General features: G+C 73.7%; 10 protein-coding genes. 1 reads left to right on the top strand and 9 read right to left on the bottom strand.

Features of this window, described 5'->3' with window-relative positions:
• Nucleotides 1-78 precede the first annotated feature (78 nt).
• The 8 genes from ABZY91_RS27945 to ABZY91_RS27910 form a co-directional block, all read right to left on the bottom strand.
• Nucleotides 79-693: a hypothetical protein gene (locus tag ABZY91_RS27945; protein WP_329880455.1), complete on the bottom strand. Its 615-nt coding sequence runs from the start codon at nt 691-693 to the stop codon at nt 79-81.
• Nucleotides 694-846: 153 nt separating this feature from the next.
• Nucleotides 847-1,650 carry an exodeoxyribonuclease III gene (locus ABZY91_RS27940; protein ID WP_329880456.1) on the bottom strand — a complete coding sequence of 268 codons (804 nt, stop codon included), beginning with the start codon at nt 1,648-1,650 and terminating at the stop codon, nt 847-849.
• 162 nt (nt 1,651-1,812) lie between these two features.
• Nucleotides 1,813-3,615, bottom strand: coding sequence for a gamma-glutamyltransferase (ggt, locus tag ABZY91_RS27935; RefSeq protein WP_355405728.1), 1,803 nt, complete (start codon nt 3,613-3,615; stop codon nt 1,813-1,815).
• An 81-nt stretch (nt 3,616-3,696) separates the two neighbouring features.
• Entirely contained in the window at nt 3,697-4,491 is a 795-nt protein-coding gene (locus tag ABZY91_RS27930; protein WP_355405727.1) for a hypothetical protein, read from the bottom strand.
• Nucleotides 4,492-4,780: 289 nt separating this feature from the next.
• A complete protein-coding gene (locus tag ABZY91_RS27925; RefSeq protein ID WP_355405733.1) occupies nt 4,781-5,842 on the bottom strand; it encodes an ROK family glucokinase in 1,062 nt (353 codons plus the stop codon).
• A gap of 41 nt (nt 5,843-5,883) precedes the next feature.
• Nucleotides 5,884-6,816, bottom strand: coding sequence for an ATP-binding cassette domain-containing protein (locus ABZY91_RS27920; protein ID WP_355405726.1), 933 nt, complete (start codon nt 6,814-6,816; stop codon nt 5,884-5,886).
• Nucleotides 6,813-7,844, bottom strand: coding sequence for an ABC transporter permease (locus ABZY91_RS27915; protein WP_355405725.1), 1,032 nt, complete (start codon nt 7,842-7,844; stop codon nt 6,813-6,815). The genes ABZY91_RS27920 and ABZY91_RS27915 overlap by 4 nt, the downstream gene beginning before the upstream one ends.
• Nucleotides 7,841-8,857 carry a substrate-binding domain-containing protein gene (locus ABZY91_RS27910; protein ID WP_329948888.1) on the bottom strand — a complete coding sequence of 339 codons (1,017 nt, stop codon included), beginning with the start codon at nt 8,855-8,857 and terminating at the stop codon, nt 7,841-7,843. The genes ABZY91_RS27915 and ABZY91_RS27910 overlap by 4 nt, the downstream gene beginning before the upstream one ends.
• A 355-nt stretch (nt 8,858-9,212) precedes the next feature.
• Here ABZY91_RS27910 and ABZY91_RS27905 point away from each other — a divergent pair, with 355 nt between their 5' ends.
• Complete coding sequence (locus ABZY91_RS27905) at nt 9,213-10,340, top strand: alpha/beta hydrolase-fold protein (protein ID WP_329948889.1); 1,128 nt, start codon at nt 9,213-9,215, stop codon at nt 10,338-10,340.
• A gap of 129 nt (nt 10,341-10,469) precedes the next feature.
• Here the strand turns inward: ABZY91_RS27905 and ABZY91_RS27900 are convergent, their stop codons facing one another.
• Nucleotides 10,470-12,062 carry a helix-turn-helix domain-containing protein gene (locus ABZY91_RS27900; RefSeq protein WP_355405724.1) on the bottom strand — a complete coding sequence of 531 codons (1,593 nt, stop codon included), beginning with the start codon at nt 12,060-12,062 and terminating at the stop codon, nt 10,470-10,472.
• Nucleotides 12,063-12,335 lie beyond the last annotated feature (273 nt).

Below are 12,335 nucleotides of genomic sequence, written 5' to 3'. Positions count from 1 at the left end.
GCCCCGCCCGCGGGGCCGCCCGCCGCCCCCCCCCCGCCCCCCCACCTCTGCGCGAACCCCTCCGGGGCCGGCACGTCTTCAGGCGGACCCGGTACCGGCCCGCCGCCGCAGCAGCCAGAAGCCACCGACGCCGCCGGCGATCAGCAGCGCGCCACCCGCGAGCTCCAGCGGGTCGGCCGCCACCGAGCCACCGAGGCCGGTCTTCACCGCGCCGTGCGGGGCGACCTGCTGGCTGCCCGCGCCGGACTGACCGAGCGACCCGGCCCACTCGCCGGCCGCCTCGCTCCACCCGCCCAGACCCGAGGGCGTGGACCCGGCGCCGGAGGACGAGACCGTCACGGTGGTCACGGTGACGGTGGTGGCGAAGGCCCCGCCGTCCGGACAGGTGCCGTCGACCTTGCTGTCACCGCTGTGCTTGCCCGCCAGCCGGGCGGAGCCGGTGTGCTTGCCGTCCGAACCGAGCGTGAGGGTGGCCGGCCCGCCCTCGAAGGCCTGGGAGTTGGCGGTGATGGTCTTGGCTTCGGGCTTGTCGGACTTCTCGCAGGAGACCGTGACCGTCACGGTCTGGCCCGGTGCGGCCTGGGTCGGGCTGACCGTGGCGGCGCCGTCCTTGGCCAGCGCGGTGGGAGCCGTCAGGCCGGTCAGCACCGCTGCGCCGATCAGGGCGGCGGCGGCCGTACGCGTGGGGCGCATGCCGGAACCTCCGGGATTCTCGGGCGCAGCCGCGGACTCGGATGTCCACGTGATCGAACAACTACACCCAGTTACTCACCGACGGTAGGCACCTCTCCCCCGCCCGGCCACCGCTCGGAGCCGTTCGAGCGACCGGCCGTCACCCACCGTGACTCAGAGGTCGAGGTCCACGACGACCGGGGCGTGGTCCGACGTGCCCTTGCCCTTGCGGGCCTCGCGGTCGACGTAGCTGTCGGTGACCGCGTCGACGAAGGGCTTGTTGGCGTAGGTGAGGTCGATCCGCATGCCGCGGTTCTTCGGGAAGGCCAGCTGCCGGTAGTCCCAGTAGGTGTAGGGGTGGTCGTACTTGAGCGGGCGGGGCACCACGTCGTGCAGGCCGGCCTCGCCGAGGGCGGCCAGCGCGGCCCGCTCGGCGGGGGTGACGTGGGTCAGGCCCTCGAAGGCGGCGACGTCGAAGACGTCCTCGTCGGCCGGGGCGATGTTGAAGTCGCCGAGGACGGCGAACGGGCGGCTGCCGGCCGCGTCCTCCAGCGAGGCCTGGCGCAGCGCCTCCAGCCACTCCAGCTTGTACCGGTAGTGGGCGTGGTCGACCTCGCGGCCGTTGGGCACGTAGACCGACCAGACCCGGACCGGCCCGCAGGTGGCGGCGACGGCGCGCGGCTCGACGTCGGGCAGCAGCGCGTCGTCGGCGAGGTAGCCGGGCTGGCCGGGGAGGTCCCGGACGACGTCCTCCAGGCCGATCCGGGAGACGATCGCCACGCCGTTCCACCGGCCGGTGCCGTGCGCGGCCGTCTCGTAGCCCAGCTCGCGGACCGGCTCGTACGGGAACGCGTCGGCGGCGCACTTGAGCTCCTGGAGGCAGAGCACGTCGGGCTTGGCGCTCTCCAGCCATTCGAGGAGCTTGGGCAGCCGCGCGGTGACGGAGTTGATGTTCCAGGTGGCGATGCGGACGGTCACGGCGGGCGGCCTTCCCGATGGCGGTACGGACGAGGGGTGGACGCCCTGGCAGGCGTCCACCCCGAATCTACCGAACGGCACCGACAATCCGGCCCGGCCGCAGGGCCCGGGCCCGGGTCGGGCCCGGGTCGGGCTCTGGTCGGGCCCGGGTCGGGGGGCAGGTCAGGGAGCGGGGCGGACCACCGCCGCCGAACCGCCGCCGCGCCGCACCGGTTCGGCGGCCGCGACCCAGCGGCCGTCCGGCAACCGCTCGACGCCGGTCGCGGCGCCGATCTCCGGCGTGCTCGCGAAGACGTGGCCGAGCGCCTCCAGCCGGGCCCGCTCGGGCAGGGCCAGGAAGGCCGGCTCGGCCTGGGTGGCGGCCGTGTTGCGCTGGCTGGCCCGCGGTGCGGCGATCGCCTGCTCCAGGCTCAGCCCCCGGTCGAGGCGACCGAGCAGCACCTGGAGGGTGGTGGTGATGATGGTCGCACCGCCGGGCGATCCGACCGCCAGCACGGGCTCGCCGTCGCGCAGCACGATGGTCGGCGAGAGCGAGGAACGCGGGCGCTTGCCGGGGCCCGGCAGGTTGGGGTCGGGAACGCCGGGGACGAGCGGCGTGAAGTTGAAGTCGGTCAGCTCGTTGTTGAGCAGGAAGCCGCGGCCGGGGACGGTGATGCCGCTGCCGCCGGTCTGCTCCAGGGTCAGGGTGTAGGAGACGACGTTGCCCCAGCGGTCGGCCACGGTGAGGTGGCTGGTGCTCAGGCCCTCGTACGGCTCGGCGGTGGGCGCCACGCCCTCGCTCGCGCAGTCGGCGGGGTGACGCGGGTCGCCGGGCGGGAGCGGGCTGGTGAGGGCGCGGTCGGGGCTGATCAGGCAGGCGCGCGAGGCGGCGTAGCGCGCGGAGAGCAGCTCCCGCACCGGGACGTCGTTGAACGCCGGGTCCCCGACCCAGCGGTTGCGGTCGGCGAAGGCGATCCGTGTGGAGTCCAGGAAGTGGTGGTAGTACTGCGTGGCGTCGTAGTCGCCGACCTCGCCGTCCTCCAGGATGCCGAGGGACTCGCCGACGGTGGTGCCGCCGGAGCTGGACGGAGCGATCGAGTAGAGGTCGTAGTCCCGGTAGGCGACGTGGGTGGGCTGCTGCCGGCGGACCTGGTAGCCGGCCAGGTCCACGGCGTCCACCTTGCCGGGCCTGGCGACGCGGCCGGAGGCGGGGTCGACCGGCGGGTGCTGGACGGTGCGGACGATGTCGGCCGCGAGGTCTCCCCGGTAGAGCGCCTTGACGCCCTCCCGGCCGAGCTGCGCGTACGTGGCGGCGAGGTCGGGGTTGCGGAACGTCGAGCCGACGACCGGGAGGCCGCCGCCGGGCAGGAAGAGCTTGGCGGTGTCCGGGAAGTCCTTGAACCGGGCCTGGTTGAGGGCGGTCTGGTCCTGGAACGTCTGGTCGACGGTGAAGCCCTGCTCGGCGATCCGCCGGGCGGGTGCGAGCGCCTCGGCGAAGGGGCGCTTGCCCCAGAGCCGGACGGCGGTCTCCCAGGTGGCCGGGGAGCCGGGGACGCCGACGGAGAGGCCGCTGGTGACGGCGTCGGCGAACGGCAGCGGCTTGCCGTCCTCCAGGAACAGGGACGCGTCGGCGGTCCGGGAGGCGGTCTCCCGGCCGTCGATGGTGTGCACCCGGCCGGTGTCGTGGTCGTAGTAGACGAAGTACCCGCCGCCGCCGATCCCGGCCGAGTACGGCTCGGTGACGCCGAGCGCCGCGGCGACGGCCACGGCGGCGTCCACCGCGTTCCCGCCCTTGCGCAGGACTTCGATCCCGGCGGCCGTGGCGTCGGCGTCCACACTGGCCACCGCCCCGCCCCGGCCCACGGCCTCGGGCACCTTGGCCGGTGTCGCCGACGGCGGCCCGGCCGCCCCGGCAGGGCCGGCGACCGAGCACACCAGGGCGGTGGCAAGCAGCAACGGCGGGGCGATTCGAGCCAGCGCTCTCATCCGAAATCCTTCCGAGTAACTGATCGGGCGTCAACTCCGTTGTTTCACAGAGGCCGTGACCCCGACAACAGGGCCGCGACGCTACCAACGGGTAGTTGACGCGTACAGCCGCCCGAAGAGTCGGAAGGCCTCCTGACGAGTTCGACATGCAGGAAGGATGAACAGCCACTCACATGGCTTACCGCTTGCGCACGCACCCATGGATTTCTCCCACGAAGGACGCAGACTCTCCGTGCACCCGGCCGCACCGCCGCAGTTCCCCACCGCCCCCCGTCCGGCGCCGCGCCCCTGGTGGCAGCGGCGCGGGGTACACGTGGCGAGCATGGTGGTCTTTCCGTTCTCGACCTTCCTGATCGCGTGGACCTGGCCCAGACCGCTCTGGAGAAAGCTGCTCAGCAGCACGGTGGCGGCCTTCTGCTGCCTGGTGTGGATCGGAGTGGCGACCGGCCCGAAGCCGGCCGCGCAGCCGCCCGCCCCGGCCGCCGCCTCGACGCCCTCACCCACAGGGTCCGCCACCACGGCGACGGGTTCCCCTCCCGCGGAGAGCCCGGTAGCGACGCCGGCGCCCACCGGCACTCCGGCCCCGGCCCCCACGGCCGCACCGGCGCCTGCGGCCACTACCTCGCCGGCACCGGTTCCGATCCCGGCCACGCAGACCCCGGCGCCCGAAGCCGCGGCCCCGAGGTCCTCCAAGCCCTCCCCGCCGGTCCCCGCCACCCGACCCACCGAAGTCGGGAGCACCGGCGGGAACAGCACCACGTCCGGAGGGTCCGGCACGAGCACCGGCGGGAACAGGACGACCGACGGGAGCTCCACCACCTCGGGCAGCGCCTCCACCGGCGCGTCCGGAACGACGACGGACGGGAGCTCCACCACCTCGGGCAATTCCTCGACCGGCAATTCCCCGACCGGCGAATCCTCGACCGGCGAATCCTCGACCGGCGGGAGTGACGCGGGCACCGTCCGCGGGGGCTCGTACTGCTCCCCTGCCGGCGCGGCCGGTGTGACCGGCAAGGGCACGCCCATGGTGTGCGCCCCGGGGTCGGACGGCCGCAACCGCTGGCGGTCGGCCGGCTGACGCGTCCCTGCGGGGCGCTCGCTGAGCAGGAAGTCGGCCGGGCCGACTTCCTGTGCTCCGGCCCTCCGCCCGGCCGCCTTGCAGGGCCTACGGGAGGGTGCGTTCGACCCGGCGCCGCTTGATGGTGCGGAAGCGTCGGGCGACCTGGCGGGCGAGGTCGGCGGCGCCGACCAGGCCCGCCTCGTTGCCGAGCGCGGCGTGCACGATGGTCGCCTCCGGGCGGAAGCCGCGGCCGGTCAGGGCGCGGCGGAAGGCGTCCCGCGCGGGGCCGAGGAGGAGGTCACCGGCCTCGGAGACGCCGCCGCCGATGACGAAGCGGCCCGGGTCGAGGGCCGCGGCCAGGTTGGCGATGCCGACCCCGAGCCAGGTGCCGACCTCGTAGAGCAGTTCGGTGGCGGTCGGGTCGCCGGCCCGGGCGGCCTCGGTCACCAGCGGGCCGGTGATGCCCTCGATCACGCCGCCGGCCCGCGCCAGCAGCGGCTGGACCACCGGGGACTCCTCGACCACCAGCTCGCGGGCGTCGCGGACCAGCGCGTTGCCCGAGGAGTACTGCTCCCAGCAGCCCCGGTTGCCGCACGGGCACCGGTGACCGCCGGGCACCACCTGCATGTGCCCGAACTCGCCCGCGAGCCCGTACCTGCCCCGGTCGACGAAGCCGTCGCGGACGACGGCGCCGCCGATGCCGGTCCCCAGGGTGAGCATCACCATGTGGTCCTCGCCCCGGCCGGCGCCGAACCGCCACTCGGCCCAGGCGGCGGCGTTGGCGTCGTTCTCGACGATCACCGGGAACCGCAGCCGTTCGCTGAGCGCCTGCTGGAGCGGCTCGTTGCGCCAGTTCAGGTGCGGGGCGAAGAGCACCGTGGCCCGGTCGGCGTCCACCCAGCCGGCCGCACCGATGCCGACCGCGTGGACGTCGTGCCGGTCGGCGAGCCGGAGCACCAGCTCGACGATGACGTCCTCGACCACCCGGGGGCTCTTGGACTTGTCCGGGGTGTCCGTGCGCAGCTTCTCCAGCACCCTGCCCTCGCCGTCGACCACGCCGGCGACGACCTTGGTGCCGCCGATGTCGACACCGATGGTCGGCAGCCTCAGCAGGCCGGCGGGCAGGGAGCGGCGGCGGCGTTCGGCGCGCGGGCCGAGGCCGAGCAGGGTGGGCAGGACCGGAGGCCGGGTGGTGCCTTGGGGGCTGGTCACGGCTGCGGGCGCTCCTCGGCTGAGTCGGTGGACGCGGGATCGGCGGGCACGGGATCGGCGGGCGCGGGGCGGGGGGACCGCGGGTCGCCGGGCGCGGGATCGGCGGCCGGGCCGGGGGCGGTGGGCCGGGCCAGCTCGTGGGAGAGCTCGGCGAGGTCGGAGCCGCCGGCCATCTCGGTGGTGAGCTGTTCGAGGCCGATCTCCGCCCTGGCGTGGCTGCCGGCCATCCGACCGCGCCTGAGCAGGGTGAAGTGGTCACCGACCAGGTACGCGTGGTGCGGGTTGTGGGTGATCAGCACCACGCCGAGACCGGCGTCCCGGGCGGCGGTGACGTACTTGAGCACCACTCCGGACTGCTTGACGCCGAGCGCGGCGGTCGGCTCGTCCAGGATGAGCACCCTGGCGCCGAAGTGCACGGCGCGGGCGATCGCCACGCACTGGCGCTGGCCGCCGGAGAGGGTGCCGATCGGCCGGTCGACGTCGGGCAGGTCGATGCCCATGTCGGCGAGCGCGCTCCGGGTGGTGGCGCGCATGCCGTCGGCGTCCAGCCGCAGCCCGCCCCAGCGCTTGTAGCCCTGCTCGGAGCCGAGGAAGAAGTTCCGCCAGACGGGCATCAGGGGCACCACGGCGAGGTCCTGGTAGACGGTGGCGATGCCGCGGTCGAGGGCCTGGCGCGGCGAGTCGAAGCGGACCTCCTCGCCGCCCACCGTGAGGGTGCCCGCGTCGTGCCGGTGCAGCCCGGCGATGATCTTGATCAGCGTGGACTTCCCGGCGCCGTTGTCACCGAGCACGCAGCTGATCTCGCCGGACCGCAGGGTCAGCGAGACGTCCTCCAGCGCACGGACCGTGCCGTACGTCTTGCCGACGCCTTCGAGGGCGAGCAGCTCGGTGCCCGGGGCGGGCGCCGTCGTCGTGTCAGGCGCGGTCATCGCGGCCCCCGTTCGGCACGGCGCTTCACCCAGGAGTTGAGCAGGGCCGCGAGCAGCAGCATCCCGCCGAGGAAGAACTTGAACCAGTCCGGGTTCCACTGGGCGTAGATGATGCCCTTACTGGCCATGCCGAAGATCAGCGCGCCGAGCGCGGAGCCGGCCACCGAGCCGTAGCCGCCGGTGATCAGGCAGCCCCCGATGACGGCCGCGACGATGTAGATCAGCTCGTTGCCGACGCCCTCGCCGGACTGCACGGTGTCGAAGGAGAACAGCAGGTGCTGGCCGAGCACCCAGGCGCCGAAGCCGACGAACAGGTAGAGCACGGTCTTCGTGCGGGCGACCGGGACGCCGACCGCGCGGGCCGCGTCCGCGTCGCCGCCGACCGCGAACACCCAGTTGCCGAAGCGGGTGTGCAGCAGTACCCAGCTGCCGACGAGCAGCAGGCCGAGCCACCACCAGACGGTGGCCTTGATCGTCAGGCCGCCCACCGTCACCTCGGAGGCGAACAGCCAGCGGCAGGAGGCGAAGCCCTCCATGTCGGAGATCGGCTTGGTGGAGACGGTGCCGGAGACCAGCTTGGTGACGCCGAGGTTGGCGCCGGTGAGCATCAGGAAGGTGCCGAGCGTGACGATGAAGCTCGGCAGCCTGGTGCGGGCCAGCATCCAGCCGTTGAACAGGCCGACGGAGAGCGTCACTCCCAGGGAGACCAGCACGCCCACCCAGGTCACCGCGGTGAGCTGGTAGGAGACCATCGAGGAGGTGAGCGCGGCGGTGGTGACCAGCACGCCGGCGGACAGGTCGAACTCGCCGCCGATCATCAGCAGCGAGACCGGCACGGCCATGATCCCGATGGTGGAGGCCGCGTACAGCACGGTGCCCAGCGAGGAGACCCGCAGGAACGGTTCGGCGACCGCGGCGAAGACCAGGAAGACCGCGGCGGCGGCGATCAGCGCGCCCAGTTCGGGCCGGGCGGCCAGCCTGCGCAGCGCCGCCGGGCGGTCCTGGGCCAGGACGTCCGAGGTGCTCAACGCGTCCCCCTCGCCACGTACTCGGCGAGCGCGTCGGCGTTCTCCCGGGTGAGGATCTGCGGGCCGGTGGCGACCGGCTTGCCCCCGCCGAGCATGTCGAGGTTGGAGCGGTAGAGCCAGAGCAGGTCGACGCCCTCGTAGCCCTGGAGGTAGGGCTGCTGGTCGACGGCGAAGCCGACGGAGCCGGACTTGAGGCCGGACACCACCTGGGTGCCCAGGTCGAAGGTGTCGAGCTCGACCTGGCGGCGGGCGTCCTGGACGGCCTGCAGGCCGGTGGCGGCCATCGGGCCGGAGAGGGTGAGCACGGTGTCGATGCCCTGGTCGGACTGGAGCTTGGCGGAGATCGCCGCGCGGGCGTCCGGCATGTTGACGCCGTCCACGTAGAGCACCTGGAACGGGCCGCCGGACTTGGCCTGGGCACCGGAGCAGCGCTGTTCCTGCCCCACGTTGCCCTGCTCGTGGATCACGCAGAGGACGTTCTTGCGGCCGCGGGCGGCCAGCTCGGCGCCGGCGGCCTGGCCGGCGGTGGACTCGTCCTGGCCGATGTGGGTGAGCGCGCCGAACCGGGCGGAGTACTCCTGGCCCGAGTTGATGGTGATCACCGGGATGCCGGCGGCCTTGGCCTTGCCGAGCACGTCGGCCATCGCCTCGCCCTTGGCGAGGGTGACCAGCAGGCCGTCGACCCGCTGGTCGATGGCGGCCTGGACGAGCTGGACCTGGTTCTGGGTCTGCGCGTCGTTGGAGTACAGGAAGGTGATGTTGTCCTTGGCGGCGGCCTGCTCGGCGCCCTTGCGCACGGTGTCCCAGAAGGCGTCGCCGGCGCCCGCGTGGGTCACCATGGCGACCTTCCAGCGGGGGGTGGTGACGGCGCCGCCGGCGGCCGAGGCCTGGGCGCGGGCCTGCTCGGCGCGTCTGCCTCCGGTGCTGCTGCAGCCGGCGACGGCGACCAGGAGGGCCAGGACGGCGCAGGCGGGCAGGAGCCGGCGGAGGGGACCAGTGCGGGTTGTGCTCATCCCCCTAGTCTCGCTGCCCGGTGGACGCGGCTTCGCACCGCCTCGCCCGGCGACCGGATCCGTACGGGCGGTATCGTGCCCTGCGGGGGATTCCTGGGAGTCCGCTGGACGCGACGTCCGGGCAGAGGCTGCCAGGGTGGCAGACTAGGGCGGGCCCGAAAAGGGAGCAGCGCGTAAACGTGATGTTCCTCTCAGGTTTCGCACAGATTCGGACGGCAACCGATCCCCGTTTCAGGCCGTCTGATGCCATTGAGGTGGCGTTCCGGGCGAGTGGGGCCCGGGCGGCTTCCAACCCGGATACGAGAACTTCATGCAACTGACAGGTACGCCATTCTTCATCTGCACGGTCATTCTCGTGCCGATCTCCATCGCGGTGGCGATGCTGCTCTGGGGCAAGGTCCGAGGGCCGCAGCCGGTGCGTGTCCTGTCCAGGCTCGCGATGCTCGTGTTCTGCCAGGTCACGGCCGTGATCATGGTCTTCGTCATGGTCAACAACGCCAACCTGATCTACGGCAGCTGGGACGACCTGCTCGGCACCGGCAAGCACGTCCGGGCGGTGCCCGCCGTCCCGCCGGCCGACCCGGGCGCGGCGAACGGCACCGGGCCGGCCCCGACCCCCGGGGCCACCGGCGCACCGGCGGGCGGCGGGGACGCCAAGCCGCCGGCCACCAAGGTCCAGCAAGCCTTCCGCGGCGTCGACGACCCGAAGGTGCCGGGCGACGTCCAGAAGACCGACCTCAAGGGCCAGCTCTCCGGCGTCGACGGCGAGGTGCTGGTCTGGCTGCCGCCGCAGTACAACGACCCGGCGTTCAAGGACAAGAAGTTCCCGGTGGTCGAGCTGATCCCCGGCTACCCGGGCTCCTCCTCCACCTGGTACGGCACGCTGAAGGTCTCCGAGCAGCTCAAGCCGCTGATGCAGCAGGGCAAGGTGGCGCCGTTCATCCTGGTCTCGCCGCGCACGCTGCTGCTGGGCAACCGCACCGACGCGGGGTGCACCGACATCCCGGGCAAGGTCAACGCGGACACCTGGCTGACCCGTGACGTCCCGCAGATGATCCTGGACAACTTCCGGGCCGACCCGTCCGCCGACCGCTGGGCGATCGCCGGGTACTCGGCCGGCGCGCACTGCGCCTCCAAGCTCTCGCTGGCCCACCCCAACCGCTACCGGGCGGGGATCAGCCTCTCCGGCTACAACGACCCGGCGACCGAGAAGGACTCGCTGGTCGGCAAGGACCCGGCGCTGCGCGAGGCCAACAACCCGGTCACCATCGTCAAGCACGCCGCCCAGCCGCCGAAGGTGGCGCTCTACGTCTCCGGCAACAAGGGCGACGGCTTCGAGGACGGCCAGGCCATCGCGGCGGCGGCGAAGGCGCCGACCACCGTCCAGGCGGTCGAGACCACCGGCCCGCACTCCAGCGACGTCTGGAAGGACATGGTGCCGGGCGTCTTCGAGTGGCTGACCGGCGTCATCCCGGTCCAGTAGCCCCCCGACGGGTCACGGTCCGCCCGGCGGAAACGACGGACTCTCGGACACGCGGACACGCGGTCATGGCGAGGCCCCCGGAGCACGGTGCTCCGGGGGCCTCGTCCGTCCGGGCGGCGGCCGGCCCGGTCAGGCCAGTTCGAGGGCCAGGTAGAAGTCCACCCGGTCCTCCAGCCGGGACAGGTCGCGGCCCGTCAACTCCTCGATCCGGCCGATCCGGTAGCGAAGCGTGTTGACGTGGACGTGGAGCTGCGCGGCGCACCGCGTCCACGAGCCGTCCGACCGGAGGAACGCCTCCAGGGTGCGGACCAGGTCGGCCTGGTGCTCGATGTCGTAGGCGATCACCGTGTCCAGCAGCCGGCTGCGGAACGCCCGGCGGACCTCGTCCGGGACGGCGGCCAGCAGCAGCACGTGCGAGGCGAGTTCCTCCGGCCCGGCCACGCAGACCCGGCCGACCCGGGCGGCGGCGATCCGGCGGGCGTGCCGGGCCTCCTCCAGTGCGCCGCGCAGGCCGCCCGCCTCGGAGGCCGGGGCGGAGACGCCGAGGGTGATCCGGCCCTCCGAGCCGAGCCCGGCGTCCAGCGGGGCGAGCAGTTCGCGCAGGGTCTCGGCGGGCACCGCGCTGTCCAGGGCGGGCATCACCACCACCGCGCCGGTGCCGGCCCCGGCGACCAGCGCGCGGTCGGTGGTGCCGTTGAGAGCTTCCTCCAGGATCGCGCGCACCGCGCCCTCCGGCAGGCCGGTGCCCTCGGCGCTGAGCACCAGCCAGGAGCCGTCCGGCGCCTGCGGCCCGGGCTCGGGGCTCTCGTAGCGGGCGGCCATCGCCGAGGACGCGTACAGGGTGCGGCTGATCTCCGCCGGGTCGGCGTCCCGCTGGAGCAGGGTCAGCACCTCGTCGGCGAGGCGGCGGCGCAGCCGGCGCCCCTCGTCCCGGCGGTGCCGCTCGGCGGCGACCAGCCGGGCCAGGTTCTCGGCGAGCTGCTGGCGCTTGCCGGTCCATTCGGTGACGTCACCGGCCACCACCAGCACCCAGTCGGCGAGCGGCGCCTGCGTCTCGGGGGCGACGGGCGCCGGCAGCAACGAGTACGGGCCGACGGCCAGCCGGGCCCGGTGCGGCGGGCGGCGGCGCTGGCGCTGCGCGGCCAGATGGGCGCGGACCAACTGGTCGCGGTCCGCCGCGGGGAGCCGGTCCGCGGGGCCGGCGATCACCGCGCCGGTCGGGGTGAGCACCCAGCAGTCGAGGTCGAGGTCACCGCCGAGCAGGTCGAGGACGGCGTCCAGGCCGCCGCCGCCCGCGGCGGAGACCAGCAGCCGGTGCCGGTCGACCAGGGCCGACAGGTCGGCGGCCCGGTCCGCGGAGACCTGGCGGCCGACGAACTCGGTGACGGTGCCGAAGGCGATGTCGTCGGGTACGGCCAGCAGCGGCATCCGATGCCGCCGACAGGCCTCCACCAGGTCCTCGGGGACCGGCCCGACCTCGGCCTCGCCCGCCGCCAGGGCGACCGCCCCGCCCGCCACGATCGTCCGTACGAACCGCTCGGAGTCGGCCGGTCCGGTGCGCCAGAGCATGCCGGTGAGGACCAGCTCGCCGCCGTGCAGGTACCGGCCCGGGTCGTGCAGGTCGGTCGTCATCACACCGCTGACCTGCCGGTCCAGCTCGTCCTCGGCCGCGAGCAGGCGCAGGCGCGGGGCGCCGGGGGCGAGCAGATCACGGACACGCATCCGCGGGCTCCTAACGGGCTGGGGGTGGGGGAACGGGACCGGGCGTCCGGTCCGGGGTGACAGTGTGCCCGAACACGCGTGCTCGGTGTTACGTCCCAACGGGTGCCCGGATCACGGGGTCGCGGCTCGGAAATCACGGCCGGATCACGGTCGTGGGTGGCACTCGGCGCACGGTTGGGCTGCGACGTCGTTCTCCTTAGAGGAACGTACAGGATGCCGGGCGGGACCACAGCCGGGGCTTCATGCCATCGGTGACTGCCAGTGGGCCCCGTC

Source organism: Kitasatospora sp. NPDC002965 (assembly GCF_040611255.1).
Lineage (GTDB): Bacteria > Actinomycetota > Actinomycetes > Streptomycetales > Streptomycetaceae > Kitasatospora.
Note: the sequence above shows the minus strand (reverse complement) of the source record. Positions and strands in the feature narration are given on the sequence as shown.